General features: G+C 66.8%; 24 protein-coding genes. 8 read left to right on the plus strand and 16 right to left on the minus strand.

From position 1 onward, the window contains the following. Positions 1-277: 277 nt before the first annotated feature. The 4 genes from JL37_RS28945 to JL37_RS28960 form a co-directional block, all read right to left on the minus strand. A complete protein-coding gene (locus JL37_RS28945; protein ID WP_043548732.1) occupies positions 278-1,228 on the minus strand; it encodes a LysR substrate-binding domain-containing protein in 951 nt (316 codons plus the stop codon). 80 nt (positions 1,229-1,308) lie between these two features. Next, positions 1,309-3,399, minus strand: coding sequence for an ATP-dependent DNA helicase RecG (gene recG, locus JL37_RS28950; RefSeq protein ID WP_043548734.1), 2,091 nt, complete (start codon positions 3,397-3,399; stop codon positions 1,309-1,311). 40 nt (positions 3,400-3,439) lie between these two features. Further along, a complete protein-coding gene (locus tag JL37_RS28955; protein ID WP_043548736.1) occupies positions 3,440-3,826 on the minus strand; it encodes a Rid family detoxifying hydrolase in 387 nt (128 codons plus the stop codon). Positions 3,827-3,962: 136 nt separating this feature from the next. Further along, complete coding sequence (locus JL37_RS28960; protein WP_231570453.1) at positions 3,963-5,000, minus strand: LysR family transcriptional regulator; 1,038 nt, start codon at positions 4,998-5,000, stop codon at positions 3,963-3,965. 102 nt (positions 5,001-5,102) lie between these two features. Between JL37_RS28960 and JL37_RS28965 the strand changes: the two genes are divergently transcribed. The 3 genes from JL37_RS28965 to JL37_RS28975 are packed head-to-tail and all read left to right on the plus strand — an operon-like array spanning position 5,103 to position 7,840. Then, a complete protein-coding gene (locus tag JL37_RS28965; protein ID WP_043548739.1) occupies positions 5,103-6,461 on the plus strand; it encodes an acyclic terpene utilization AtuA family protein in 1,359 nt (452 codons plus the stop codon). After that, entirely contained in the window at positions 6,458-6,841 is a 384-nt protein-coding gene (locus JL37_RS28970; RefSeq protein WP_043548740.1) for a hypothetical protein, read from the plus strand. The genes JL37_RS28965 and JL37_RS28970 overlap by 4 nt, the downstream gene beginning before the upstream one ends. A gap of 36 nt (positions 6,842-6,877) precedes the next feature. Further along, positions 6,878-7,840, plus strand: coding sequence for a tripartite tricarboxylate transporter substrate binding protein (locus tag JL37_RS28975; RefSeq protein WP_043548741.1), 963 nt, complete (start codon positions 6,878-6,880; stop codon positions 7,838-7,840). A 28-nt stretch (positions 7,841-7,868) separates the two neighbouring features. Here the strand turns inward: JL37_RS28975 and JL37_RS28980 are convergent, their stop codons facing one another. The 6 genes from JL37_RS28980 to JL37_RS29005 all read right to left on the minus strand — a co-directional run bounded on the left by JL37_RS28980 (position 7,869) and on the right by JL37_RS29005 (position 12,901). Further along, entirely contained in the window at positions 7,869-8,699 is an 831-nt protein-coding gene (locus JL37_RS28980; RefSeq protein ID WP_043548881.1) for an IclR family transcriptional regulator, read from the minus strand. 109 nt (positions 8,700-8,808) lie between these two features. After that, positions 8,809-9,528: an SDR family NAD(P)-dependent oxidoreductase gene (locus JL37_RS28985; protein WP_043548742.1), complete on the minus strand. Its 720-nt coding sequence runs from the start codon at positions 9,526-9,528 to the stop codon at positions 8,809-8,811. A gap of 10 nt (positions 9,529-9,538) precedes the next feature. Further along, positions 9,539-10,330, minus strand: coding sequence for an SDR family oxidoreductase (locus JL37_RS28990; protein WP_043548743.1), 792 nt, complete (start codon positions 10,328-10,330; stop codon positions 9,539-9,541). Positions 10,331-10,359: 29 nt separating this feature from the next. Further along, positions 10,360-11,334: a tripartite tricarboxylate transporter substrate binding protein gene (locus JL37_RS28995; RefSeq protein WP_043548744.1), complete on the minus strand. Its 975-nt coding sequence runs from the start codon at positions 11,332-11,334 to the stop codon at positions 10,360-10,362. 75 nt (positions 11,335-11,409) lie between these two features. After that, positions 11,410-11,937, minus strand: coding sequence for a 2,4'-dihydroxyacetophenone dioxygenase family protein (locus JL37_RS29000; protein ID WP_043548745.1), 528 nt, complete (start codon positions 11,935-11,937; stop codon positions 11,410-11,412). A 187-nt stretch (positions 11,938-12,124) separates the two neighbouring features. After that, on the minus strand, positions 12,125-12,901 hold the full coding sequence (locus JL37_RS29005; RefSeq protein ID WP_043548746.1) for a ferredoxin--NADP reductase: 777 nt from the start codon (positions 12,899-12,901) through the stop codon (positions 12,125-12,127). A 354-nt stretch (positions 12,902-13,255) separates the two neighbouring features. Here JL37_RS29005 and JL37_RS29010 point away from each other — a divergent pair, with 354 nt between their 5' ends. The 3 genes from JL37_RS29010 (at position 13,256) to JL37_RS29020 (ending at position 16,898) form a co-directional block, all read left to right on the plus strand. Continuing rightward, positions 13,256-14,299 (plus strand): Fe(3+) ABC transporter substrate-binding protein, encoded by a 1,044-nt coding sequence (locus tag JL37_RS29010; protein ID WP_043548749.1) that lies wholly within the window; start codon positions 13,256-13,258, stop codon positions 14,297-14,299. Positions 14,300-14,445: 146 nt separating this feature from the next. Continuing rightward, the gene (locus tag JL37_RS29015; protein WP_043548751.1) at positions 14,446-16,116 is read left to right on the plus strand and encodes an iron ABC transporter permease; all 1,671 of its coding nucleotides are present in this window, start codon (positions 14,446-14,448) and stop codon (positions 16,114-16,116) included. Between the two features lie 5 nt (positions 16,117-16,121). Beyond that, on the plus strand, positions 16,122-16,898 hold the full coding sequence (locus JL37_RS29020; protein WP_043548883.1) for an ABC transporter ATP-binding protein: 777 nt from the start codon (positions 16,122-16,124) through the stop codon (positions 16,896-16,898). Between the two features lie 285 nt (positions 16,899-17,183). On the opposite strand, the gene JL37_RS29025 is transcribed toward JL37_RS29020, so the two are convergent. From JL37_RS29025 to JL37_RS29035, 3 genes are all read right to left on the minus strand, one after another. Beyond that, positions 17,184-18,161: a tripartite tricarboxylate transporter substrate binding protein gene (locus JL37_RS29025; protein WP_043548753.1), complete on the minus strand. Its 978-nt coding sequence runs from the start codon at positions 18,159-18,161 to the stop codon at positions 17,184-17,186. 81 nt (positions 18,162-18,242) lie between these two features. After that, entirely contained in the window at positions 18,243-19,148 is a 906-nt protein-coding gene (locus JL37_RS29030) for a pirin family protein (RefSeq protein WP_043548754.1), read from the minus strand. Positions 19,149-19,224: 76 nt separating this feature from the next. Then, positions 19,225-19,923, minus strand: a complete 699-nt coding sequence (locus JL37_RS29035; protein ID WP_043548755.1) for a pirin family protein — start codon at positions 19,921-19,923, stop codon at positions 19,225-19,227. Between the two features lie 171 nt (positions 19,924-20,094). On the opposite strand from JL37_RS29035, the gene JL37_RS29040 reads away from it, so the two are divergent. Beyond that, a complete protein-coding gene (locus JL37_RS29040; RefSeq protein ID WP_043548757.1) occupies positions 20,095-21,009 on the plus strand; it encodes a LysR family transcriptional regulator in 915 nt (304 codons plus the stop codon). A 90-nt stretch (positions 21,010-21,099) separates the two neighbouring features. Here the strand turns inward: JL37_RS29040 and JL37_RS29045 are convergent, their stop codons facing one another. Continuing rightward, on the minus strand, positions 21,100-22,509 hold the full coding sequence (locus JL37_RS29045) for a PLP-dependent aminotransferase family protein (protein ID WP_043548759.1): 1,410 nt from the start codon (positions 22,507-22,509) through the stop codon (positions 21,100-21,102). Positions 22,510-22,754: 245 nt separating this feature from the next. On the opposite strand from JL37_RS29045, the gene JL37_RS30795 reads away from it, so the two are divergent. Continuing rightward, positions 22,755-22,928 carry a hypothetical protein gene (locus tag JL37_RS30795; protein WP_197064665.1) on the plus strand — a complete coding sequence of 58 codons (174 nt, stop codon included), beginning with the start codon at positions 22,755-22,757 and terminating at the stop codon, positions 22,926-22,928. Between the two features lie 181 nt (positions 22,929-23,109). On the opposite strand, the gene ntrC is transcribed toward JL37_RS30795, so the two are convergent. After that, the gene (gene ntrC / locus JL37_RS29050; RefSeq protein ID WP_043548760.1) at positions 23,110-24,600 is read right to left on the minus strand and encodes a nitrogen regulation protein NR(I); all 1,491 of its coding nucleotides are present in this window, start codon (positions 24,598-24,600) and stop codon (positions 23,110-23,112) included. Beyond that, a complete protein-coding gene (gene glnL / locus JL37_RS29055) occupies positions 24,600-25,664 on the minus strand; it encodes a nitrogen regulation protein NR(II) (protein WP_043548761.1) in 1,065 nt (354 codons plus the stop codon). Before glnL ends, ntrC begins: the two co-directional genes overlap by 1 nt. Between the last annotated feature and the right edge of the window lie 142 nt (positions 25,665-25,806).

Below are 25,806 nucleotides of genomic sequence, written 5' to 3' on the forward strand. Positions count from 1 at the left end.
GTGGCGGCCTCTCGTGGGGTGTCAGACACTTGGCGCCAACGGGTGTCAGGCAGTTCGTGCCAAGGTTGTGTCTGACACCCGGGCGGCAATATCGCAAGCAGTGGCAGCCTCTCGTGGGGTGTCAGACACTTGGTGCCAACGGGTGTCAGGCAGTTCGTGCCAAGGTTGTGTCTGACACCCGGGCGGCAATATCGCAAGCCTTGGCGGCCTCTCGTGGGGTGTCAGACACTTGGTGCCAACGGGTGTCAGACACTAGGATGCCAGACGCTCCCGCAAATCAATCCTGTACCGCGGCGGCCTCTTCCGTCAGCATCCTGACGCCGGGCAGCTCGCAAGCGTAGACCGCTTGCGCCAAGGCCTCGATGGCGGCCAGGCGCGGGAAGCTGCGGCGCCACGCCAGGACCACGCGGCGTTCCGGCACCTGGCCTTCGAACGGCAGGTAGCGCAGCAGGCTGTTGGCGGGGGGATGTTCGGGCACGGCGGTCACGGGCAGGACGGTGACGCCGATGCCCGCCGCCACCATGTGGCGGATGGTTTCAAGCGAGGAGCCCTCGAACGTGCGCTGAATGCCGTCACTGGCGGCCGAGAAGCGCGACAGTTCGGGACAGACTTCAAGCACCTGGTCGCGGAAGCAATGGCCGCTGCCGAGCAGCAGCATGGTCTGCTGCTTCAGGTCCTGCGCGTCGATCGCCTGGCGGCGGGCCAGTTCGTGGTCGTTGGGGACGGCCACGACGAAGGGCTCGTCGTACAGCGGCTGCATCACCAGGCCGGCTTCGGGCAGCGGCAAGGCCATGATGGCGCAATCGATTTCGCCTTGGCGCAACAGCTCCACCAGGCGGACGGTGAAGTTTTCCTGCAGCAGCAGCGGCATCTGCGGCGTGCGGCCGATCTGCACGGGAACCAGCTTGGGCAGCAGGTACGGGCCGATGGTGTGGATGACGCCGACGCGCAGCGGCCCCGCCAGCGGATCGTGCCCCTGGCGCGCGATTTCCTTGATGCTGGCGCTTTCTTCCAGCACCTTCTGGGCCTGGGCCACGATGCGCTGCCCGATGGGCGTGACGCCCACTTCGGCGCCGCCGCGCTCGAACAGGGTTACGCCCAATTCGTCTTCCAGCTTGCGTATCGCGACCGAGAGCGTGGGCTGGCTGACGAAACAGGCCTCGGCCGCGCGGCCGAAGTGCCGCTCGCGCGCGACCGCGACGATGTACTTGAGTTCGGTGAGAGTCATGGTGGACTACGCCCCCGCGGGTTGCGCGCCGGCAAGATCGCCGGCGCTCGATAGATGGAAGTTCATGGCTGGCCGCATGCTCATGTGCGCAGGAAATCCTCGCGCCCGCGCATCCAGCGCGCCAGATGGGCCTCGACGGCCGCCGGATGCTCGGCGCGCAGCCAGACGGCCGCGTCGCGCGCGTCCTCGGCGATGGCGGCGTCCGTTTCCAGGTCGGCGAAGCGCAGCAGCGCCATGCCCGATTGGCGGGTGCCCAGGAATTCGCCCGGGCCGCGCTGTTCCAGGTCGCGCCGGGCGATCTCGAAGCCGTCGGAAGTTTCGAACATGGCCCGCAGGCGTTCGCGGGCCACCTGCGACAACGGCGTCTGATACAGCAACACGCAGACCGATTCGGCGGTGCCGCGCCCTACCCGCCCGCGCAGCTGGTGCAACTGGGCCAGCCCGAAACGCTCGGCGTGCTCGATCACCATGAGCGAGGCGTTCGGCACGTCGACGCCGACCTCGATGACGGTGGTGGCCACCAAAAGGTCCACTTCGCCGTCGCGGAACGCCTGCATCACGGCGGCTTTCTCGGCCTGCGGCAAGCGGCCATGCACCAATCCGATGCGCAGATCGGGCAGGTCCGCCTGCATGCCTTCATAGGTGTCTACGGCCGTCTGGAGTTCCAGCGCCTCGCTTTCCTCGACCAGCGGACAGACCCAATAGGCCTGTTGCCCGCCACGCGCGGCCTGGGCGATATGGGCAATGACTTCTTCGCGCCGCGCATCCGACACCAGCTTGGTCACGACCGGCGTGCGCCCCGGCGGCAGTTCGTCGATGACGGACACGTCCAGGTCGGCGAAGAAGGTCATGGCCAGCGTGCGGGGAATCGGCGTGGCGCTCATGTTGAGCTGGTGCGGCACGATACGGCCGCGCACGGTCTCGCCCTTGCGCGTGAGGGCCAGGCGCTGCCCCACGCCAAAGCGGTGCTGTTCATCGACGATGGACAGGCCCAGCCGGTGGAATTCGACGTGATCCTGGATCAGCGCCTGCGTGCCCACGACCAGCTGCACGCTGCCGTCGGCGGCCGCGGCGGCGGCTTCGCGACGCGCCTTGGCGCTCAGGCTGCCGCTCAGCCAGGCCACGTTCACGCCCAATGGCTGCAGCCACGAGACCAGCTTGCGGAAATGCTGTTCCGCCAGGATCTCGGTGGGCGCCATCAGCGCAACCTGGGCGCCGCCGGCGATGGCCTGCGCCGCGGCGATCGCCGCCACCACGGTCTTGCCGCTGCCGACGTCGCCTTGCAGCAGGCGATGCATGGGATATGGCTTGGCGAGGTCAGCGGAAACTTCCCGGACCACCCGCTCCTGCGCCCCCGTGAGCTTGAACGGCAACGCCTCATACAGCCTGGCGACCAGCCCGCCGGGTTCGTTGCGCACCGGCAGGGGCTCCGCCTCTTTGATCCGGCGCGCCGCCCGCGCCGCCGCCAGGGACAGCTGCTGGGCCAGCAGCTCGTCGAATTTGATGCGGCGCCAGGCGGGATGCACGCGGTCCAGCAGGGCCGCTTCGGATTCCCCCTGAGCGGGCGTGTGCAGGGCGCGGATCGCGGGTTCGAATGGAGGCAGATCGTAACGCGCGCGCGCTTCGTCGGGCAGGGTGTCGGACAGGTCCGCGCGATCCAGCGCCTGGGCGATGGCGCGGCGCAAGGTCAGCTGCGGCAGCCCTTCGGTGCTGGGATACACGGGAGTGAGCGCGGTGGGCAGCGGCGCATCCGCGTTCGTCATGCGGGGGTGGACCATTTCGCGGCCGAAAAGCCCCCCGCGGACCTCGCCGCGCGCGCGCAGGCGCTTGCCCACGCTGACCTGCTTCTGCTGGCTGGGATAGAAATTCAGCCAGCGCAATTGGAGTTCGCCGCTATCGTCCGCCAAGGTGGCAGTGAGCTGGCGCCGAGGCCGGTACAGCACCTCGGATTTGGTGATTTCGCCTTCGACCTGGGCGGCGAAGCCCGGCCTCAGCGAGCTGATGGGCACGACACGGGTTTCGTCTTCGTAGCGCAGCGGCAGGTGCAGCACGAAATCCTCGGGCAGCACCAGACCCAGGTTACGGAGCTTGCGCTCCGTATCCGTCATGGCCTTGCCGGCGCCTTTGGTGTCGGCGCCGGATCGCTTGGAAGCCGCGGCCGCGGCCGGCATGAAAGAACGAACCCCTGGTTCGAAACGTCCCGGGTACGCCCTAGAGGACCAGGATGGCCTCGACCTCGAACTGGGCGCCCTTGGGCAGGCTGGCCACGCCGATCGTGGAGCGCGCCGGGAACGGCTGGGGAATGATCTCCGCCATGATGGCGTTGGCCGCCGTGAACTTGCCGAGGTCGGTCAGGAACAGCGTCAGCTTGACGACGTTGTCCAGCGTGCCGCCCGCGGCGGTGATGACTTCCTGCATGTTGGCGAACGCCTGGCGCACCTGGGCGTCGAAATTCTCGGAAACCAGGTCGCCGGTGCCCGGCTCCAGGCCGATCTGGCCCGAAAGGTAGACAGTCTTGGTGCCGCTTGCGGCAACCGCTTGCGAGTAAGGGCCGACCGCGGCGGGCGCGGTGTCGGTGTGGATGATTTGCTTGCTCATGGGCGGAATCCTTCAGATGACGGATAGAAGCTACAACTATCGAAGTTTAATCAGCAATAGACATTTGCGAAAGTACCGGGAAGCCGTAGGACGGATGCTGGATTGCTGGGTGGGGCCGGACTGACGATTCAGGGTGTCAGACACCCTTGTGGCGGTGGTTGGCGGTGACGGGGATTGGACGGGTGTCAGACACTAGCTGTGGGCCCGCGTCAGACACTGGCTGTGGGCCGGTGCCAGACACTGGCTGTGGGCCGGTGCCAGACGGTACGTTGACGCCGCCCGGCCTGTCGATATCTCCCCGGTGTTCCCGCAGCAGGTCATACAGGGCCTGGGCGGCGACGGACAGCGTGCGGCCCTTGCGCTGCACCAGGTAGAGCGGGCGGGTCAGGGCCTTGCCGGCCAAAGGCACGATGCGCAGGTCCGGGCCGCCGAAATGGAACAGCGTCATCGCGGGCACCACCGAAATGCCCAGCCCCGCCCGCACCAGCCCGGTTGCCGTGGCCAGGTGTTCCACCTCGAACACCGGCGCCGGCGCATCCGCGCCGAACGCTTCGTCCAGATGCTTGCGCACGCTGCTGCCGCGCGCAAGCTGGATCACAGGATAGCGCAGGATATCGCGCAGCCGGACCTTGCCCGCGCCGGCCAGGGGATGGTCGGCGCGGCACACCAGGAAGTAGCGGTCCGCGTGCAGGAATTCGCTGTCCAGCTCGCTCATGTCCGGGCGCCGGGACGCCACCGCGAAGTCCACCTGCCCCCCATGCACCATGTCCAGGCAGGGATCCAGCAAGGCATCCCGCAGGTCGACCGCGATTCCAGGGTGGGCGTCGCGGAAACGGGCCAAAAGCTCCGGCAGCCAGCCCGCGGCCAATGAAGGCAAGGCCGCAAGCGCCACCCGCCCGCGCCTGCGGGCCGCATGGTCGCGCAGATCGCCCATGACGAGCTCCATGTCGGCCAGCAGCCGGCGGGCCGTGGCGTCCAGGACCCGGCCCTCGGCCGTCAGCTCCACGTGCCGGGTGTTGCGGTCGAACAGCCGCAGGCCGGCGCTGTCTTCCAGCTGCCGGATCAAGGCGCTGAAGGCGGGCTGCGTGAGATGGCAGCGCTGGGCTGCCCGGGTGAAGTGTTTCTCATCGGCCAGGGCAACGAAGGCGCGCAGTTGGCGGGCAGACAGATTCATTGGTTTTATCTATGAATTGATCCGATCTTTCTATTTTACTGATCATCTACCCGTGCCTATAGTGATTCCGGACACCTCTTCACGCACAGACCCAGGCCCCTCATGCCCCAATCCCCCCTGCTCATCGGCTGCGCCTCCGGCTTCTCCGGAGACCGCAGCGACGGCGCCGCGGCCGTGGTGCGCACGCTGGCCGCCCGCGGCGGCGGCGCGCTGATCTTCGAAACGCTGGCCGAGCGCACGCTGGCGCTGGCGCAACTGGCCCGCAACGAGGATCCGGCGCGCGGCTATGAGCCGCTGCTGGACGAATTGGTCGGGCCGGTGCTGGGCGACTGCCTGCGCCACGGCATCAGCATCGTCGGCAACTTCGGCGCAGCCAATCCTTCCGGCGCCGCCCGGCGCATTGCCGAACTCGCCCGCCAACAGGGCCTGCCCCCTCCCCGCATCGCGGTGGTCCATGGCGATGCGCTGGCCAGCGCGTCGCAACGGGACCTGCTGCGCCAGCGCCTGGGCGGCGCGCTGGACGGGCTGGACGTGGTCAGCGCCAACGCCTATCTGGGCGCGGCCGAGATCGCGCAGGCCCTGTCCGCCGGCGCCCAGATCGTGGTGGCGGGCCGCGTGGCGGACCCCTCGCTGACGCTGGGCCCTGCGCTTGCCCACTTCGGCTGGAGCCTGGACGATTGGCCCCGCCTGGGCCGGGCCACGATGGCCGGCCACATGCTGGAATGCGGCCTGCAGGTGACGGGCGGCTATTTCTGCGTGCCGGGCCTGAAGGACGTGCCGGACGTGCACGCCGCCGGCTTTCCCATCGCCGAGATCCACGAAGACGGCGAATTCGTCATCGGCAAGGCCGACGGCACCGGCGGCATGGTCGATGCGCGCACCGTCAAGGAACAGCTGCTGTATGAAGTGCATGACCCCGCGCGCTATCTGACGCCCGACGTGGTCGCGGACCTCAGCCGGGCCAGCGTGGCCGAGCTGGGCGCGGACCGCGTGGCGGTGCGCGGCGTTACGGGCCATGCGCGCCCGGACGAGCTCAAGGTCAATGTCTGCTACCGCGGAGGCTGGCTGGCGGAAGCCGAAATCTCCTATGCGGGAGTGCAGGCCGAGGCGCGCGCCCGCCTGGCGGCCGACATCGTGCGCAAGCGCGTGGACCCGGCGCTGCGCCTGCGGGCCGACCTGATCGGCGCCATCAGCATCCTTGCCGACGATGCGGGCGAGATGCGCCGCGCCCTGCCCGAAGGCCTTGCGCGCGACGTGCGGCTGCGCATCGCCACGGAACACCAGGACCGCAAGCTGGCCGAGAGCGTGCTGCGCGAAGTCAATGCGCTTTACACCTGCGGCCCGGCCGGCGGCGGCGGCGTGCGCACCGCGCTGCGGCCTCGCCTGAACATGATGTCCTGCACCCTGCCCCGCGCCGCCGTGCCCAGCGGCTGGACCTTCCTGGAGGAGGCCGCGCAATGAGCCCCCGATCGATTTCCGTTCCCCTCTACCGCCTCGGCCACAGCCGCTCCGGAGACAAGGGCGACATCTCGAATCTCAGCCTCATCGCCTGGGATCCGGAGTGCTACGAAGTGCTGGCGGCGCAAGTGACCGAGGAGCGCGTCGCGGCCTGGTTCGCCTACCGCCATCCCCGGCGCGTGACACGCTACGCGCTGCCGATGCTGCATGCGATGAACTTCGTGCTCGAGGGCGTGCTGGACGGCGGCGTCAACGACGCCCTGAACCTAGACACGCACGGCAAGAGCCTGTCCTTCAGATTGCTGGACATGACGGTGGAGGTCAGCCCCGCGCTGGCCAGCCGGCTGCCAGACATACCCGGCGACCGTCCCGCGGCCGCCTGATTTCAGTTCCCCATAAAAACACCACAGGAGACACACATGCGCATCGCTTTCAAGGGCCGCCTGGCCCTGCTGGTGGCCGCGGCCCTTCCCTTGCCGGCGCTGGCCCAGTTCCCCACGAAGCCCATCACCTTCATCGTGCCCTTCGCGGCCGGCAGCGCCACCGACCAGATCGGGCGCGCGATCGGACAAGGCGTCACCGAACAGACCGGCCAGGCCGTGGTCATCGAAAACAAGCCCGGCGCCAGCGCCATGATCGGCGCGGCCGCGGGCGCCCGCGCGGCTCCGGACGGCTACACGGTGCTGATCACCACCAACACCACGCACGCCGCCAACGAACATCTGTACAAGAGCCTCACGTACGACCCCGTCAAGGACTACGCGCCGCTGACGCTGCTGGGCAAAGGCGGCCAGATCATGGTGGTCAATCCCAATTCGCCCGCCAAGACCGTCGGTGAATTCCTGGCGCAGGCCAAGCAGCAGCCGGGCAAGCTGAGTTTCGGCAGCGGCAGCTCCAGCAGCCGCATTGCCGGGGAACTGCTGCAGCAGATGGCGAACATCCAGTTGCTGCACGTGCCGTACAAGAGCAATCCGCTGGCGATCACCGACCTGCTGGGCGGCCAGATCGACATGATGATCACCGACACCGCCACCGGCCTGCCCCAGGTCAAGTCGGGCAAGCTGCGCGCCCTGGGCGTGACCGGCCAGGCACGGTCCGCGCTGGCGCCGGACGTCCCCACCATCGCCGAATCGGGCGTGCCGGGCTACGAGATGGGTTACTGGTTTGCCGCCTACGCGCCCGCCGGCACGCCGCCCGACGTGGTCAAGCGCCTGAACGAATTGCTGGTGAAAGCCACGCAGACCGCGCCCGCCAAGCAGTTCTATACACAGACGGGCACGGACCCCGCCACCTCCACGCCCACCGAACTCGCGCAGTTCCAGCAAGCGGAATCGAAGAAATGGGGCGGCATCATTAAGAAAGCGGGCATCCAGCCCGAGTAAGCGGCGGCCCCGGGAGGCCAGGGCGCCGCTACAGCGCGTCGCTGGCCGACAGCATGGGGCTGCCGGCGATGCGCTGCGTGATGGAGCGGCAGGCCTCCAGCAGCGGCGCGACATAGGCCGAAGCGGTATCGGGCTTCTGGCGGAAACGCAGCGTGCTGACGCTGATGGCCGCCACCGGCATGCCGTTCTGTCCGTAGATGGGCGCGCCGAAGCAATGGATCCCGGCCTCGTTCTCTTCTTCGTCCGCGGCCCAGCCCCGTTCGCGCACGCGCTCCAGCTGCAGGCGCAGGTCCGCCATGTTTTTCACCGTATTGGGCGGGTGCAGCGCAAAGGGCTGCGGCAGCAGCTCCAGCGCGGCCTGCAGCCCCGCCTCGTCCAGCATGGCCAGATAGGCCTTGCCTACCGCCGTCGAGTGCATGGAGACGTTGGTGCCGATGCGTGAATTCATCTGCACCACGCTGGGGCTTTCCAGCTTCTCTATATAGACCATGTGCGGCCCGTTGGGCACGGCCAGGTGCACGGTTTCGCCGGTAACGTCGCGCAGGCGCTTCAGGTCCTCGACTGCGGCGAGGCGCATCTCGGACCGCCCCCAGCTGCGGCTGGCCAGCTGGATCAGGCGCGGGCCCAGCGTGAGCTTGCCTGTGCCGGGATGTTCGGCCAGCAGCCGCTCGGCGACCAGCGCGGCCACGGTGCGGTAGACGGTGGGCCGCGGGTAGCCGCTGACCTTGCTGAGTTCGGCCACCGTCATGGATTCGGGCGTGTCCGCCACCACCTGCAATACATGCATGAACTTCGAGAAGGCGGCTGTCCCCGCCACCTGCGCGGCGGGCGGCCTGGAAACGGACTGGGATTCTGGCATGGCGGAAAGCGTGGCGTAGTCTGACGGACTGGATAAGCGAGGCCGCGCCGCGCTGGCGGGCGACTTCGCCATTATCCCCGCAAACGCCGGCCGGCGTGCATGAAGGCCGTCAGGCCGCCAGGTAGCCGCCGTCGATCGGAAGGATCACGCCCGTCATGAAAGCGGCCGCGGGCGCGCACAGGAATGCAACGCCGTCCGCCACGTCCTCCGGCCGGCCCCAGCGCCCGAGCGGAGTGCGCTGCAGGATGGGCCCCGAACGCTGGGGGTCGTCCTGCAATGCCTGGGTCAGCGGCGTCGCGATCCATCCCGGCGCCACGGCATTGACGCGGACGCCGTCCGCGGCATAGGCCAGCGCCAGCGACTTGGTCAATTGCGCCACGCCGCCCTTGCTGGCGGCATAGGCCGGCACGAGCGAGCCGCCGAAGAAACTCAGCATGGAGGCCGTGTTCACAATGCAGCCCGCGCGCCGCGCCAGGCGGTCGCGCGCGGCGCTGCATACGCGCATGGTGCCGGTCAGGTTGACGGCCACCACCTGCTCGAACACCGCCGGGTCGTGCTCCGCCCCGCGGCGGATCACGCCGGCGCAGTTGACCACGATGTCCAGCTCGTCCAGGCCCTCGAGCAGCCGCTCGACGTCGTCCGCGCGGCTCACGTCGCCGAACCGAGCTTCGATGCCTGGGTTCAACTCATCGGCCTGCGATGGCAGGCCCGCGGCGATGGTGCGCGCCCCCAGCGAGGCGAGCCGGTTGGCGACCGCCGCGCCGATGCCCTGAGTGGCGCCGGTGACCAGCGCCGTCTTGCCTGCGAATAGATCCGCTTTGAACGTCATGCCTGCTCGCTCAGAAAGTACCGGGATAGGCGCCGCCATCGGCCAGCACGTTCTGGCCCGTGACGTACGCCGCGTGCACGCTGCACAGGAAGGCACAGATGGCGCCGAACTCTTCGGCGTTGCCGAAGCGCTTGGCGGGAATGGCGGCCTCGCGCGCAGCGCGCAGCGCGTCGACGCCCTGCCCCGCCTTGGCCGCCGAGGCCGCCAGGCTCGACGCCAGGCGGTCGGTCGCGAAAGCGCCGGGCAGCAGGTTGTTGATGGTCACCCCGCGGGCCGCGATACTGCTGCGCGCCACCCCCGCCACGAAGCCGGTCAAGCCGCTGCGCGCGCCGTTGGACAGGCCCAGGATGTCGATGGGCGATTTCACCGAGCTGGACGTGATGTTGACGATGCGCCCGAAGCCGCGCGCGGCCATGCCGTCCACCGTGGCCTTGATGAGTTCGATAGGCGTGAGCATGTTCGCCTCGACCGCGCTCAACCAGGCTTGCCGGTCCCAGTCGCGGAAGTCGCCGGGCGGCGGCCCGCCCGCGTTGGTGACCACGATGTCATAGTCGCGATGCGCCGCGAAGACCGCGTCGCGGCCCTGCGGCGTGGTGATGTCCGCGGCCACGGCTTTCACGAAGCCGCCGCTGCGTGAACGCTCCTCCAGCAGGCGCTCGCGCGCGGCCTCCAGAGCCTCGGCGCCGCGGGCGACGATCACCACGTTCACCCCTTCGCGCACCAGCGCCAGCGCGCAGCCATAGCCCAAGCCCTTGCTGGCGCCCCCAACCAGGGCGGTCCTGCCTTCGATACCCAGATCCATCTTCTGCTCCTTGTGGTGTGGCGGGCGATCTATGGACGCATGCCGAACTTTTCGATCAACCCCTTGAAGGTCGCATTATCCCGCTCCATCAGCGCGGTGAAGGTCTGCTGGTCCGCCACCACGTACCCCAGGTTCTGTTCGGCCATGAATCGCTTCAGGCTGCCTTCCGCGGCGGCCTTGCGAAAGGCGGCGCCCAGCGTGTCCAGCACGGGCTGCGGCGTGCCCTTGGGCGCGGCGATGCCGCGCCAGGTGCCGATGGACAGATCTATATTGCGTTCCTTCAGCGTGGGCACGTTCTCGAACCCCGGCACGCGTTCATCGGCCATGACCGCCAGGGGCTTGAGCTTGCCGGCCTTCACGTACTGCATGACTTCGGCGGGGCTGACGGCCACCGCGTCGATGTGGCCGCCAAGCAGGGCCAGCACCGCAGGATTGCCGCCGTTGAACGGGATGTGATTGAACCTGGCCCCCGTCTTGTCCTCCAGCGCGGCCGCGGCCAGGTGCCAGATCGAGCCGATGCCCGCATTGCCCATCTGCAGGCTTTCCGGCTTGGCGCGCGCCGCGGCCAGGAACTCCTCGATGGTGTTGTACGGAGAATCGGCGCTGACCGTGATCGCCGACGGATCGGCGTTGAGCTGGATGATGGGCGTGAATTTCTCGTAGGTCGTCTTGGTCAGGCCCAGGTGCGGGATGATCACCATGTCCGCCGTCACCAGCGCCAGCTTGTAGCCGTCGGGGCTGCTGTTGGCCACTTCCGTCAACCCGATGCCGCCGGCGGCGCCTGGCTTGTTGAGCACCACGATGGGCTGCGACAGGTGCGTGCGCGAGGCATCGCTCATGGCCCGCGCCATCGCGTCGGTGCCCCCGCCCGCGGCAAAGGGCACGACGAGCTCGATGGCCCGGCCGGGAAAGTTCTGGGCGCTGGCCGCCGGAATGGCGGCCAGCGCGGCGGCGCCGCCGATGAGCGCAGAGAGAATGCAGCGATTGAACGCGCGACGTTTCATTGTGTCTCCGGTATGGTTTTTTTGCTGCGGGTGGGTGGCGGAAACCGCTGTCGGGGCCGCTACGGCCCCCCACGGTCAGCGGATGAATTGCTTCACGTAGTCTTCGCCCAGACCGACGTCGATGAAGTGCTTGCGGCACATGTCGATCTTGGTGAAGACGTCTTCGTATCCCATGCCCTTGCCCCAGGGGTCGGTGTAGTACATGACGCCGTTCACCTGGAAATACGTGATCATTTCCTCGACGTCCGGCGGCACGTACAGCGTGTGCGTCTCGCCCGGCGGCTCGAATACATAGCTGCCTTCGATCGCTTCCCAGTCATGCTCCAGGTACCGCCAGCGGCCTTTCAGCACAAAGCCATGCACGGCCTGCGGATGGCGATGGCGGCTGAGGACACCCGACTTGCGCACCCGCAGCAGATTCGTCCAGTAGCCCTGGCTGGCGTTCAGACAGAGCGGGCGGAACCACACGTTTTCGGCCTGCGGCACCCACAGCCTTTCGTCGGCAGGCACCGCCTGCGGGATCACGATCTCGGGCGAGGCTTCCGGAGGATTCGGGTACTGGTACGGGGTCAAGGGTTCAGCGTCAGGCCGGTCGATTGGCATCTCTGTTCATCCTTCCATATTGTGGACATATTGTTTATGTTATGGACGGATTATAGGAACAGGCTTCAGGCCGGCGACAGCAGGGGCTAACCCTTAGCTGCATCACAGCATGGGAGGTTTCGCGCCCCCAAACAAAAAACCCATCGCATGGCGATGGGTTTTCGTTCGAGCGAAGCGGCGCTGCGGCTTATTTGTCCACGAACGCCCGTTCCACGACGTAGTCGCCCGGCTGGCCTACGCCCGGAGACACCGTGAAGCCGCGCTTGTCCAGCATGGCGCTGATGTCGGCCAGCATATGCGGGCTGCCGCAGATCATCGCGCGGTCGGTTTCGGGATTGATCTGGGGAATGCCGATGTCTGCGCAGAGCTTGCCGTTTTCCATCAGTTCCGTGATGCGGCCCTGGTTGCGGAACGGCTCGCGCGTGACCGTCGGGTAGTACACGAGCTTCTCGCGGACCACGTCGCCGAAGAATTCGTTGTTCGGCAGTTCCTTCTCGATGAAGTCGGCGTAGGCCAGTTCGCTGACCCAGCGCACGCCGTGCACCAGGATGACCTTCTCGAAGCGTTCGTAGACGTCCGGATCCTTGATGATGCTCATGAACGGCGCCAGGCCGGTGCCGGTGCCGAACAGGAACAGGTGCTTGCCGGGCTTCAGGTCGTCCACGACCAGGGTGCCCACGGGCTTGCGGCTGACCAGGATGGTGTCGCCTTCCTTCAGGTGCTGCAGGCGCGACGTCAGCGGGCCGTTCTGCACCTTGATGCTGAGGAATTCGAGATTTTCTTCGTAGTTCGCGCTGGCGATGCTGTAGGCCCGCAGCAGGGGCTTGCCTTCGACTTCCAGGCCGATCATCACGAAGTGGCCGTTGTGGAACCGCAAGGCCGCGTCACGCGTCGTGGTAAAGGAAAACAGGGTGTCGTTCCAGTGGTGCACGCTCAATACGCGCTCAGTGTTGAAAGCAGCCATGTTGTATGAAGTAAGGGCGAGACAGAGTCGGACGGGTCTGGTTTCCAGGCGGGGCCGGCTTCGCATCGCGAGGTCGTTCCGCACCGCAAAAAAGGCGCGGGCGGCATTAGGGTTGACCCTATTCTACAAGGTCTCGTTGATAACTGCTCTCATTATTCCGTAATACCCTTATGCCGTATTGATGGGGATCAAGGGCAAGAACCCTAGACTTACTAGTAGTTGAACGGCGCAAGGCTTCCTGTTATCGTCGCATGCCAATTTGATAATCATTTTCGTTAGCAGACCGCTTTTTAAGCAGCGGAACCCGCGCCCCGCCGCGCTTTTCCGCTGCAGCCCTAGCCGGAGCACTTCGTCATGACCAAGCGTCCCCAATTGAATTCGCTGCTGCGCGCCCTGGCGCTGGCTGGCGCCGCCGCCTTCGCCGTGCCGGCCCACGCCGCCGAGGAAGTCAGCCTGTACACGACCCGCGAGCCCAAGCTGATCCAACCCCTGCTCGACGCCTTCACGAAGGAAAGCGGCATCAAGGTCAACACGGTCTTCGTCAAGGACGGCCTGCTGGAACGCGTCAAGGCCGAAGGCGCCAAATCGCCCGCCGACGTGCTCATGACCGTGGACATCGGCAACCTGCTGGACCTGGTGGACGGCGGCGTGACCCAATCCATCAAGTCGCAGACCCTGGAGTCGGTCATCCCCGCCAACCTGCGCGGCGCCGATGGCAAGTGGTACGCCCTGTCGCTGCGCGACCGCGTGCTGTACGTGGAAAAGGACCTGAAGCTCGAAAGCTTCCGCTACGAAGACCTGGCCGACCCGAAATGGAAGGGCAAGGTCTGCATCCGCTCCGGCCAGCACCCCTACAACACCGCGCTGGTCGCCTCCATGATCGCGCATGACGGCGCGGAAGCCACCGAGAAGTGGCTACGCGGCGTCAAGGCCAACCTGGCCCGCAAGGCCGCCGGCGGCGACCGCGACGTGGCTCGCGACATCCTGGGCGGCATCTGCGACATCGGCCTGGCCAACGCTTACTACGTCGGTCACATGAAGAACGCCGAGCCCGGCACCGACGCCCGCAAGTGGGGCGACGCCATCAAGGTCATCCGCCCGACCTTCGCCAATGCCAAGAGCGGCGGCACGCACGTGAACGTCAGCGGCGCCGCCGTTGCGGCCCACGCGCCCAACAAGGCCAACGCGGTGAAGCTGCTGGACTTCCTGGTGTCCGAACCCGCCCAGGCCCTGTACGCGCAGGCCAACTACGAATACCCCGTCCGCAAGGGCGTGAAGCTCGACCCCGTGATCGCCAGCTTCGGCGAACTGAAGGTGGACCCGCTGCCCCTGACCGAGATCGCCAAGCACCGCAAGCAGGCCAGCGAACTGGTGGACAAGGTCGGTTTCGACAACTGATAAGCCCATGGGCCGCGGCGCATTGCGGCGCGGTCACGCCATGCGGCAGTGACAAACGCGCGGATGATCTTGAGATCCGCGCGCAGGGCCTGCTTCCTGCTTTCCGGGGAAGCAGGCCTTGCCATTGATGCAATCGACTTTGAAGCATGCACACAGATTCCTTGCCCCGGCCGCTGCGTCTGCGCTGGACTGAACGCGGGGCCGGCTGGCTGGCCGGCGCCGCCCTGATCGCGCTGGCCGTATTGGCGCCCGTCCTGACGCTGGGCTGGTGGGCGCTGGGCGGCGAACTCGCCCACTGGCAGCATCTTGCCAGCTACGTCCTGCCCCAGGCGCTGGCGAATACCGCCATGCTGCTGGCCGGCGTCGGGGTGCTGGTCACGCTGCTGGGCACGGGCGCGGCATGGCTCGTGACCGCCTACGACTTCCCTACCCGCCGCGTCCTGACCTGGGCGCTGCTGCTGCCCCTGGCGGTGCCCACCTACATCATCGCCTTCGCCTACCTGGACCTGCTCCATCCCATCGGCCCGATACAGACCGCCATCCGCGCGCTGCTGGGCTACGACAGCCCGCGCCAGTTCCGCCTGCCCGACCTGCGTTCGATCCATGGCGCGATCTTCGTGCTGGGCTTCGTGCTGTATCCCTATGTATACCTCAGCACCCGCGTCATGTTCATGACGCAGGCCGCCAGCCTGCTCGAGGCCGCCCGCACGCTGGGGGCCGGCCGCGTGGCGGTCTTCTTCCGCGTCGCCCTGCCCCTGGCCCGGCCCGCCATCGTGGTCGGCGTCAGCCTGGCGTTGCTGGAAACCCTGAACGACATCGGCGCTTCCGAATTCCTGGGCGTGCAGACGCTGACCGTCTCGGTCTACACCACCTGGGTCACGCGGTCTGACCTGGCGGGCGCCGCCCAGATCGCGCTCACCATGCTGGCGATCGTGATCGGGCTGATCCTGCTCGAACGCCACGGACGCAAGCGCCAGCGCTATGCCAACACGCAGCGCATGCGCCCCATGCAGGCGCGCCGCCTGCATGGCCCTGCGGCCGCCGCCGCGGCGGTGCTGGGATGGATCCCGGTGCTAGTGGGCTTCGCCGCCCCCGCGCTGTATCTCGTCGTGGAAACCTACAAGCGCCTGCATCTGGTCGGCGGCGTGTCCGACCAATTGATCAACGGCCTGAGCAATACGCTGATCGTGGCCTTCAGCGCCACGGTGGTCACCCTGCTGTGCGGGCTGATCGTGGCCTGGGCCGGGCGCACGCTGCGCGAAAGCGCCGGCTTCAATCCCGGACGCGCCTGCGCCCGCATCGCCAGCCTGGGCTATGCGGTGCCGGGAACCGTGCTGGCCATCGGCCTGCTGACGCCTTTCGTCTGGATCGACGCGGCTGTCGCCAAGGTGTTCGGCGGCACGGGCCTGTTCCTGATGGGCTCGATGGGCGCGCTGGTCTGCGCCTACGCCATCCGCTTCCTCGCGATCTCCACCGGCGCGCTGGAAGCCGGCCTGGCCCGCATACCGCCATCGCTGGAACAGGCGTCGCGCCTGCTGGGCGAAAGCTCGGCGGGCACGCTGCGCCGCGTGCACCTGCCGCTGCTGCGCCCCGCCCTCGCGGCCAGCGCGCTGCTGGTGTTCGTGGACGCCATGAAGGAACTGCCCGCCACGCTGCTGCTGCGGCCCATGAATTTCGACACCCTTGCCACCTGGCTGTACGCGGAAGCCGCCCGCGGCACATACGAAGAAGGCGCCGTGGCGGCGCTGGCCATCGTGCTGGCGGGCCTGCTGCCCGTCATCCTGCTGGCGCGGACCAATCTGAAAATGGGACATTGATCATCGTGCCCGATCTGTTAGAACTCGATCACCTTTCCCTGGCCTACGACACTCCCGCTGGCCCGAAGCCCGTGGTGCAGGACCTGACGCTGGGTTTGCCCGTGGGGCATATCGGCTGCCTGCTGGGGGAATCCGGCTGCGGCAAGACCACCGTGCTGCGCGCCATCGCCGGCTTCGAACCGGTGCGCGCGGGACGCATCCTGCTGGACGGCACTGTCATTTCCTCGCCCACCGTGCAAGTGGCGCCGGAACTGCGCCGCGTCGGCATGATGTTCCAGGACTACGCGCTATTCCCGCACCTGACTGTCGCGTTGAACGTGGCGTTCGGGCTGCGCAAGATGACGCGGGCCGACCGCGCCCGCCGCGTCGAGGAAATGCTGGAGCTGGTGGGGCTGGCGCATGCCGCAAACAGCTATCCGCACGAGATCTCCGGCGGCCAGCAACAGCGCGTCGCGCTCGCACGCGCGCTGGCGCCCTCGCCCGACCTGCTGCTGCTGGACGAGCCGTTCTCCAACCTGGACGTGGATACGCGCGAACGCCTGGCCTTTGAAGTCCGCGACATCCTCAAGACGACAGGGCACACCGCCATCCTGGTCACGCACAACCAGGCCGAAGCCTTCGCCATCGCCGACCGTATCGGCATCATGTCCAAGGGAAGCATCGCGCAATGGGACACCCCCTATAACCTGCACCATCATCCGGCGAATGCCTTCGTGCGCGACTTTATCCGGAGAGAGGCGCTGGAGGAGCGGCGTGAGCAGGCTTATGCCCGGGGGAGGTAGGTTTTGTGCTGGCGGTGGGTGTCAGACACCCGGGTGGCGGCGGTTCAGATTGAAGGTTGTCTCGTAGGGGTGTCTGACACCTGGCAGGGCTTCTCAGGTGCCAGACACCTGGCAGGTCTTCTCAGGTGCCAGACGCCTGGTACGGCTTCTCAGGTGCCAGACGCCTGGTACGGCTTCTCAAGGTGTCAGACACCCCTACGAGACGCTCAGCGCCTTACGCCAACGCTCCACGGGTGTCTGACACCAAACAACATAAGCCACCCCCGCCCTGGTATCTGCCCCCCCTCAATCCACAGCCAACTTCACCTTCTGCGACAGCGCCTTGAAGGCCTCATGCTGGCTCTTGGTCAGGCGCTCCACTTCCTGGGGAGTGGACCCGTAGGGCATGAAGCCCGCCTGCTCCAGCTTGCTCTTCACTTCCGGCAGGCCCAAGGCCCATTGGAAGGCCTCGCTTAGCGCCTTGGTCGCCTCGGGCGGCATCTTCGCCGGGCCGTAGACCGCGAACCAGGGATCCACCACCGCCGCCTCAAAGCCCAGCTCGGCCAGCGTGGGAACGTCCGGCAACGCCGGCGCGCGCTTGCTGCCGGTGACCGCCAGTGCGTGCACCTTGCCCGCCTTGATGTGCGGCAGCGACGCCGGCAGATTGTCGAACATCACGGGCAAATGCCCGCCCAGCAGATCGTTCAGCGCCTGCGCGCTGCCCTTGTACGGAATGTGCTGCATGCCCGCGCCGGTCAACTGGTCGAACATCACCCCCGCCAGGTGCATGGACGTGCCCGTGCCCGGCGTGCCGAAGGACGTGCCCGGATGCTGTTTGGCGTATGCGACCAGGTCCTTCACGCTGCCTACCTTCAGGGCCGGACCGGTCTCCAGCACCACGGTGGATGCGCCCAGCATGCTGACGCCCGTGAAATCCTTGGTGGGATCGAAAGGCATGGACGGATAGACGAACGGATTCAGCGCGTTGGTGGAGATCGCGCCAAAGCCGATCGTGTAGCCGTCCGGAGCGGCCTTCGCCACCGCGTCCATGCCGATATTGCCGCCCGCGCCGGGACGGTTTTCCACGATGACGGGCTGGCCCAGCTTTTCGGCCACTTTCTGCCCCGCAGTGCGCGCCACCAAGTCGGTGGTGCCGCCCGCCGTATAGGGAACGATGAAGGTGATGGGCTTGGCCGGATAACCGGCGGCGAGCGCCGAAGAGGCGCCCTGGATCAGCGCCAGCGCGGCCAGGCCGCGCAGCGCGTTGAGGGTGTAGCGTTGCATAGTGTCTCCATCCCGGTTTGTTGTTGGGGTCGGGAGGCGCATCATACCGCCGCGCCAGGCGTGCGCGGCGGTCTGCCAGGCTCAGGCGCGCGGCTCGGGCAAGGGGATGTACTCGGTCTCGTCGCCGGGCACGACCTGGTCGAAACGGCTGCGCTGCCAATCCTGCTTGGCCTGTTCGATCCGGTCCTTGCTGCTGGATACGAAGTTCCACCAGATGAAGCGCGGACCGTCCAGGGGCTCGCCGCCCAGCACCGCGAAGCGCGCGGCGGTCTTGGCCCGGATCTGCACGGGGCGGCCCGGGGCGAACACCACCAAGCGGCCGCTTTCGAACTCCTGCCCATCGATCTCGACGCTGCCTTGCGCCAGATAGGCCGCGCGCTCTTCGTGCTCGGCCGGCAGGACCATGGTGGCGCCCGCCTGCAATTGCATGTCGCCGTAGAACAGCGGCGACAGCGTCTTCACGCCGGAAGTCTTGCCGAAGAGCGAGCCCGCGACGACCTGGGCGCGCACGCCCTCGCCTTCGATGACCGGCTGCGCGTCCAGCCCGTAGTGCGTGAAGCCCGGATCGGTTTCCTCGTGGGTCTTGGGCAGGCCGACCCAGATCTGCAGGCCACAGAGCCGCTGCGCGGCCTGGCGGCTTTCCGGCGAAGAACGCTCGGAATGCACGATGCCGCGGCCCGCCGTCATCCAGTTGACCTCGCCGGGCAGAATGGTCTGCGTATGTCCCGCGCCATCGCGGTGCACCATCGACCCTTCGTACAGATAGGTCACCGTGGACAGGCCGATGTGGGGATGCGGGCGCACGTCTATGCCGGAGCCCGGGGCGAACTCGACGGGGCCCATGTGGTCGAGAAAGACGAAAGGACCGACCGTGCGGCGCTGCGCCGACGGGATGGCCCGCCGGACGGAAAAGCCGCCCAGGTCGCTCGTGCGCGGGACCACGACGGTTTCGATCTGGCTTTCGCCTGCTTCGGATAGGGTGGACATGGTGGAATTCTCCGGATGTAAGGGCCAAGAACCATCTTAAAGTGCGCCGGGCGGAAAAATCCGCCCGGCAAGCGCGTCACGCAAGGTCGAACACCAGCACTTCGGCGTTCTTGCCGCCCGACACTTCGACACGGCTTTCGCCCGTGACCGCGGCCGCATCGCCGGCCGAGAGCTCGGCGCCGTTCACGACCACGCTGCCCCGGGCCACGTGCACCCAGGCGCGGCGGCCAGCGGCCAGGTCCAGGGAGGCGGACTCCGCCCCATCGAACAGGCCGGCGTACAGGCGCGCGTCCTGATGGATCTTCATCGAGCCATCGACCCCATCGGCCGACACCAGGGCTTGCAGCCGGCCGCGCTTTTGCGCATCGCTGAACGCGCGCTCTTCATACTCCGGCGCGATGCCGGCAACGTCGGGCTCGATCCAGATCTGCAGCATGTGCGTTTCGGTATCGGGCGACGGATTGAACTCCGAGTGCATCACACCCCGTCCGGCGCTCATCCGCTGCACGTTGCCGGGCTGAATGGTCGAGCCGCTGCCCATGCTGTCCTTGTGGGCGATCGCGCCGTCCAGCACATAGGTGATGATCTCCATGTCGCGGTGGCCGTGTGTCCCGAAGCCGCGGCCGGCGGCGATGCGGTCGTCATTGATCACGCGCAGCGCGCCGAAACCCATGTGGGCCGGGTCGTAGTAGTTGGCGAAAGAGAAAGTGTGAAACGAATCGAGCCAGCCATGGTTGGCGTGACCCCGTTCGGCAGCGCGGCGAATCGTAAGCATTGCGGACTCCTGTTTCAATAATGTGAATGGTGGCTTGGACCTGAACGTCGCCTGCTTCCTGAGGCAACTCGCCGCACCACCGGCATGAGTGATATTGTGCGCGTGCCCGGCCCGCTGTTTGGCGCTATAGTTTGACGGAACCATTCAAATTATTTGAACGCCCATTCCCCGATGCAGCCCATCACCCCAGAACTGCTCATACTCGTTGACGCCATCGCGCGCCACGGCAGCTTCGCCAAGGCCGCCCGCGAACTGGGCAAGGTGCCCTCGGCCGTCACCTATTCCATCCGCAAGCTCGAAGACGGCCTGGACGTCCTGCTGTTCGACCGCTCCGGCCACCGCGCGCTGCTGACCCCTGCCGGCGAAACGCTGCTGCGCGACGGCCGCCACGTCTTGCAATCGCTCGACGACCTGGCCTGCCGCGTCAAACGCATCGCCACGGGCTGGGAGGTGGAGCTGCGCATCGCCGTCAGCGCGGTGCTGCCCTGGCGCCCGCTCTACGACCTCATCGAAGAGTTCCAGGCGCTGGGCAGCGCCACCACGCTGCGCTTTTCCAGCGAGGTGCTGAGCGGCAACTGGGACGCGCTGACCTCGGGGCGCGCAGACCTCGTGATAGGCGCCGGGGCGGCCGGCGAACCGACGGGCCCCTACCGCTCGCAAGCCATCGGGCAGTCGCAATTCGCGTTCTGCGTGGCCGCCCATCATCCGCTTGCGTCCCTGCCGCAGCCGCTCAGCCGGGCCGACATCACCCGCTATTGCGCGGTGGTGGTGGCCGACACGTCGCGCAATCTCGCGCCGCAGACACGCGGCATCCTGGCGGAGCAACCCACGCTGGTCATGCCGACCATGCAGGCCAAGATCGATGCCCAAGTCCGCGGACTGGGTTGCGGCTACCTGCCGCTGACGCTGGCCGCGCCCTATCTGGCACAGGGCCTGCTGACCGTATGCGAAACCGACGAAGGCATGTCCCTGACGGAACACGTCGCCTACGCCTGGCGCGCGGAGCCGCCGGGCGAGGCCTTGAAATGGTGGCTGCAAAAGCTGAAATCGCCGCGCCTCTGCGAAAGCCTGCTCGGCCTGGGCTAGGCCCGCCAGGCGCTCGGCAACGCGTGAAGTTGCGAAACCACGTCCGGTTTTCGAACGAAGCCCAGCGGTGAGACTGAACGCCTCGGCGAATCAAACAACGTTTGAAACCCGCCTGGCAAGATCGTCCTGGAGCAACTCCGCCAATCGGGTCAGGCCGTGCGTCAGGCGATTTCGGTCTATGGCTCCGCCCAATGACACGCGAAGCGCTACGGGGCTGTAGGGCCCCGTGGAAAATGACTCCGAATCCGTGACGCTCACACCTTGTTGCAGCGCCGTTTGTGCAAGCCGGTAGAAGTCGATATGACGCGGCAACTGGAGCCAGAGGTGAAGCCCGTTCGGGTCTGCCTGAATATTCCCCGGGAGGATCGATGCTGCGATCGTCTGCCGATGCCGCAGCTCACTCTTGATCTGCGCGAGCCATTGAATGGCAGCGCCCGACTCTATCCAGGTCGACGCCATTTCAGTCATCCAGGGAGCGGGCATCAAAGCCAGCGAACGCAGCGCATCGAGAACCGGACTTAAGGGCTCGCCGGAAGGCACGACCAAGTAAGCTGTGCGCAGGCCTGGCGCTATGCATTTGGACAACGTCGAGACGTAGTAGACCGGAGTCGAAGACGTGTTGGCGGCCAACGAAAACATTGTGCTCGGCGGACGCTCGGCCAACAGCCAGTAAGGATCGTCTTCAATGACTGGCAGCGCGTATTTCTCTGCAATGCGCAACAGCTCCGTGCGTCGCTCGGTGGAGAGAGTCAGCGCAGTTGGGTTCTGGATCGTCGGATTCAAGTACAGCACTGCGGGACGATGCTGTTCGCACACTCGCTCGAGGTCGGCAGGATCCATTCCGAATTCATCCGACTTCACCCCTACGGCCAAGCGCTGGAGCAAGCGCGCTGCGGCCAGGAAGCCTGGGTAAGTCAACTCATCGCAAGCAATGGCATCTCCGGTCTGGCTTCTGGCCAGAAGCAGTGCCGCGATAGCGGTTTGAGCGCCAGGGCAAACCACGATCCGCTCGATGTCCGTGCTGCCTATCATGGGCTGCAGCCATTTCGCCGCTGCCGCACGATGCCGATTGGCCCCTGCACCCACGTGATAGCTCATCAGATCCATCGAGCTTGCCGCTACCTGCGTTGCGCCACTTCCTTGTGCAAGCATGCGCGAAAACTCCGCACAGCCAAGCAACGGAGGGATGTTCATTCCCAAGTCGATCGTCCCTCCTGCTTCCGCCCCGGAATAAGCCACATAGGTCCCGCCTGCCCCCTGGGCTTCCAAAATCCCTTTCTGGCGCACTTCCGTGTAAGCGCGAGTGACGGTCGTGAGGTCGACTCCCAATGTCTGGGCTAGTTCGCGCTGCGGGGGCAGCCGGTCCCCAGGCCGAAGCACACCGTCCTCCACCGCGGTAACGATTTGCGCGGCGATTTGCTGGTACCGAGAGCCCGAGCCCGCGGTAAGGGGGCGCACCCAAGACATGTTTGCTTTTTTCAGGCGACGAGAGAGAGACATGTCTTATCTTTATGTATGGGTTCCATGCCGCTGACGCAAGTACAAAACACAAACCATACAATTCAACTTCTTGTATGGATTTTAGCGGTAAAATTTGGAAATTCGTAGGGAGTATAACGCTCGCTCTGCCCGGGTTGTGCCTGCGCGGCACCTGCTGACAGCGCTGGCCGCGCCGAGCTTGTCTGGATGCGGAGCGTCCGTGCTTTCAACCCCGGAGCGGTCTTTGCCTGGCCCGCCAGTAGTAAATGAAGCTGCTGAAGCAGCGTTTTGAGGAAATGATGGATTATTGGGTTCCTGCAGTCTTCGGTGCGTTCAAGCTCCTCGTGTTGGGCACGTGCATGTTTCTCGCCATCAAGTCCCATCACGATGGCGCAAAAAAGGAGAAGGAGGCAAAGAAGGAGGCGAAAGGGCCGCAGTGAAGGCTTCGTTGCCATCGGGGACGCCCCGATGTCACGGCGCTTCACATCCCGGTTCGTGTGCGCAATCGTTGACCCGCGCGCCTCAGGGCCCCGGCGCGGACGGCGTCAAAAGAACGGGCGGCGTCCAAAACTGGACGCCGCCCGAAGAACAATGATGCTCAAGAAAGAGGCACCTAGAGGATCACTCGTCCTCGATCCCTAATTCCCGCAACTTCCGGGTAATCGTGTTCCGCCCGATCCCCAGCCGGCTGGCCGCTTCCACGCGCCGCCCCCGGCTGGCGTCCAGCGCGCTTTGCAGCAGGATCTTTTCGAACTGCCGCGTGAGCGTGGCCATGACCGCGGGCTCGCCCCGCTCCAGCCGGTACTGCGCATCGCGTAGCAGGGAATCCTGCCAGTTGCGCGGCGAGTCCTCGTCCACGGGCTCGGGCGCCCTCAGCACGGTTCCGGCGCCGGCCGCCGGCGCAACCGGACGCGAGCCAGGGCTCGCGTGCGGCTGGTGCTCCATGGCGCGGATCTCCGGCGGCAGGTCCGCGGGCTCGACCGTCTGCCCCGGCGCCATCACGGTCAGCCAATGGCAGAAGTTCTCCAGCTGGCGCACGTTGCCCGGGAAATCGAACTTGGTCAGCACCGCCAGCGCTTCGGGCGTCAGACGCTTGACCGGCACGCCCAGGGCGCGCGCGCTGGCGCTGAGAAAGTGGCCGGCCAGCGCCGGGATGTCCTCCACGCGTTCGCGCAGCGGCGGCAGGCGCAGCCGGATCACGTTCAGGCGGTGGAAAAGGTCTTCCCGGAACAGGCCCTGTTCGACGCGCTGCTCCAGCGGCTGGTGCGTGGCCGCCACGATGCGCACGTCCACCCGCACGGGCTGGGCGCCGCCGACGCGATAGAAGCTGCCTTCCGCCAGCACGCGCAGCAGGCGCGTCTGCAATTCGATCGGCATATCGCCGATCTCGTCCAGGAACAGCGTCCCGCCGTGCGCCTCTTCGAAGCGGCCGCGGCGCAGGTTGTTGGCCCCCGTGAAGGCGCCGCGCTCGTGGCCGAACAGTTCGGCTTCGAGCAGATCGCGCGGGATGGCCGCGGCGTTCAACGCCACGAACGGGCCGCCCGCGCGCACACCGTGCCCGTGCAAGGCGCGCGCCACCAGTTCCTTGCCGGTGCCGGACTCGCCCGTGATCAGCACCGTGACCTTGGACTGCGCAAGCCGGCCGATGGCGCGGAAGACTTCCTGCATGGCGGTGGACGACGACTGCGTCATCATCCAACGCTCGTTGTTCTGCGCGGATTCGCCCTGCCCTTCAGGGCTTTCGGGCTGCGTGGACTCCTGCACGGCGCGCTGGATCAGCGCAACCGCCTCGTTCACGTCGAACGGCTTGGCCAGGTAATCGAAGGCTCCGCCCTGGAAGGCGGACACCGTGCTGTCCAGGTCCGCGAACGCGGTCATCACGATCACCGGCAGGCCGGCATGGCGCTCCTTCAACTGCCGCAGCAGCTCCAGGCCGTTGCCGCCAGGCATGCGGATATCGGACACCAGGGCGACCGGGGTTTCGCGCGATAGCGCCTCCAGCACATCGGCCGCCTGGGAAAAGCTGCGCGTGGGAATGCCGGCGCGGGCCAGCGCCTTTTCCAGGACCCAGCGGATAGCCTGGTCATCATCGACGATCCATACGGGTTTCATCAGTGTGCAGGCTCCATCGGAAGGACCAGGCGAAACTCGGTGCGCCCTGGCCGGGATTCGAATTCGATGATGCCGCCGTGCTGCTGCACGAAGTCCTGGGCCAGGCTCAGGCCCAGCCCGGTTCCGCCGGCACGGGCCGTGACCAGCGGATGGAAGATGCGGTCGCGGATATGGTCCGGCACGCCGGGGCCGTTGTCGATGATGGACAGCACCAGCGCCAGGCGATGCTGCTTGTGCGCCAGCATGACCTGCCGCGCCACGCGCGTGCGCAGGGTGACGACACCGGGTTCGGTTTGCGGCCCCTGGGGCCGCGCGACCAGTTCCTGGGCGGCGTTGCGCGCCACGTTCAGGACGGCCTGCATCAGGCGGGCGGCATCGCCCTTCAGGTCGGGCATCGACGCATCGTAGTCGCGCAGCAGCGTGACGTCGTTGCGGAACTCGGCCTGGATCAGCGCGCAAACGCGTTCGCAGATCTCGTGGATGTTCACCGGCCGCGCGTTCAGCGGCACGCGCTGCGGGCCGCTCAGGCGGTCCACCAGCGCCTGCAGGCGGTCGGCTTCGGAAATGATGACCTGGGTGTACTCGGCCAGGGCCGCGCTTGGCAGCTCGGCCTCCAGCAATTGCGCGGCGCCGCGCAAGCCGCCCAGGGGATTCTTGACTTCATGCGCCAGGTTGCGCAGCAGTTCGCGATGCGCCTCGATCTCGTCGACCAGCCGATGATTGCGGTCGGCCAGCACGCGCTGCTCGATCTCGCGCGTTTCGATCAGCACCGGCCAGCGCTGGCCCGTCAGCCCTATCGTCGTCACCGACACCTCCACGGACTCGGCTGCGCGGCGCAAGGAGGCGAGCTGCCTCACGTCCGCGTAGCGCCCGGCGGCGGCGCGGTCGATGGAGGATTGGATGTTTTCCGGACTGTCGAACAGCGTGGCGGCGGAGTGCCCGCCCAGTTGCTTGCGCGAGCGGCCGAACAGATCCTCGGCGGCGGCGTTGGCGTATTCGATATGACCGCGTTCGTTGACCAGGAAAACGGACGTGGCTAGCAGATCGAGAGCTTCTACATTCATTTTTCAACATACCCGAATGTGAGGGGAAAGCGGAACGCGACGGCGCGGGCGCCCGCCCGGCCTGAGCCAGGCGGACCGTCCGTCGAACCGCGTCCTGGAAGTGCGCGCGATGCGGGCCCTGGTTTCTGCCTACATCATCGCG

It is taken from the genome of Achromobacter sp. RTa (assembly GCF_000757485.1).
GTDB lineage: Bacteria > Pseudomonadota > Gammaproteobacteria > Burkholderiales > Burkholderiaceae_B > Achromobacter.

What these genes read in the sequence shown, in the direction of transcription:
- JL37_RS28945 (WP_043548732.1), bottom strand. Translation starts at nt 1,228, where the DNA reads ATGACTCTCACCGAACTCAAGTACATCGTCGCGGTCGCGCGCGAGCGG.
- recG (WP_043548734.1), bottom strand. Translation starts at nt 3,399, where the DNA reads ATGCCGGCCGCGGCCGCGGCTTCCAAGCGATCCGGCGCCGACACCAAA.
- JL37_RS28955 (WP_043548736.1), bottom strand. Translation starts at nt 3,826, where the DNA reads ATGAGCAAGCAAATCATCCACACCGACACCGCGCCCGCCGCGGTCGGC.
- JL37_RS28960 (WP_231570453.1), bottom strand. Translation starts at nt 5,000, where the DNA reads ATGAATCTGTCTGCCCGCCAACTGCGCGCCTTCGTTGCCCTGGCCGAT.
- JL37_RS28965 (WP_043548739.1), top strand. Translation starts at nt 5,103, where the DNA reads ATGCCCCAATCCCCCCTGCTCATCGGCTGCGCCTCCGGCTTCTCCGGA.
- JL37_RS28970 (WP_043548740.1), top strand. Translation starts at nt 6,458, where the DNA reads ATGAGCCCCCGATCGATTTCCGTTCCCCTCTACCGCCTCGGCCACAGC.
- JL37_RS28975 (WP_043548741.1), top strand. Translation starts at nt 6,878, where the DNA reads ATGCGCATCGCTTTCAAGGGCCGCCTGGCCCTGCTGGTGGCCGCGGCC.
- JL37_RS28980 (WP_043548881.1), bottom strand. Translation starts at nt 8,699, where the DNA reads ATGCCAGAATCCCAGTCCGTTTCCAGGCCGCCCGCCGCGCAGGTGGCG.
- JL37_RS28985 (WP_043548742.1), bottom strand. Translation starts at nt 9,528, where the DNA reads ATGACGTTCAAAGCGGATCTATTCGCAGGCAAGACGGCGCTGGTCACC.
- JL37_RS28990 (WP_043548743.1), bottom strand. Translation starts at nt 10,330, where the DNA reads ATGGATCTGGGTATCGAAGGCAGGACCGCCCTGGTTGGGGGCGCCAGC.
- JL37_RS28995 (WP_043548744.1), bottom strand. Translation starts at nt 11,334, where the DNA reads ATGAAACGTCGCGCGTTCAATCGCTGCATTCTCTCTGCGCTCATCGGC.
- JL37_RS29000 (WP_043548745.1), bottom strand. Translation starts at nt 11,937, where the DNA reads ATGCCAATCGACCGGCCTGACGCTGAACCCTTGACCCCGTACCAGTAC.
- JL37_RS29005 (WP_043548746.1), bottom strand. Translation starts at nt 12,901, where the DNA reads ATGGCTGCTTTCAACACTGAGCGCGTATTGAGCGTGCACCACTGGAAC.
- JL37_RS29010 (WP_043548749.1), top strand. Translation starts at nt 13,256, where the DNA reads ATGACCAAGCGTCCCCAATTGAATTCGCTGCTGCGCGCCCTGGCGCTG.
- JL37_RS29015 (WP_043548751.1), top strand. Translation starts at nt 14,446, where the DNA reads ATGCACACAGATTCCTTGCCCCGGCCGCTGCGTCTGCGCTGGACTGAA.
- JL37_RS29025 (WP_043548753.1), bottom strand. Translation starts at nt 18,161, where the DNA reads ATGCAACGCTACACCCTCAACGCGCTGCGCGGCCTGGCCGCGCTGGCG.
- JL37_RS29030 (WP_043548754.1), bottom strand. Translation starts at nt 19,148, where the DNA reads ATGTCCACCCTATCCGAAGCAGGCGAAAGCCAGATCGAAACCGTCGTG.
- JL37_RS29035 (WP_043548755.1), bottom strand. Translation starts at nt 19,923, where the DNA reads ATGCTTACGATTCGCCGCGCTGCCGAACGGGGTCACGCCAACCATGGC.
- JL37_RS29040 (WP_043548757.1), top strand. Translation starts at nt 20,095, where the DNA reads ATGCAGCCCATCACCCCAGAACTGCTCATACTCGTTGACGCCATCGCG.
- JL37_RS29045 (WP_043548759.1), bottom strand. Translation starts at nt 22,509, where the DNA reads ATGTCTCTCTCTCGTCGCCTGAAAAAAGCAAACATGTCTTGGGTGCGC.
- JL37_RS30795 (WP_197064665.1), top strand. Translation starts at nt 22,755, where the DNA reads ATGAAGCTGCTGAAGCAGCGTTTTGAGGAAATGATGGATTATTGGGTT.
- ntrC (WP_043548760.1), bottom strand. Translation starts at nt 24,600, where the DNA reads ATGAAACCCGTATGGATCGTCGATGATGACCAGGCTATCCGCTGGGTC.
- glnL (WP_043548761.1), bottom strand. Translation starts at nt 25,664, where the DNA reads ATGAATGTAGAAGCTCTCGATCTGCTAGCCACGTCCGTTTTCCTGGTC.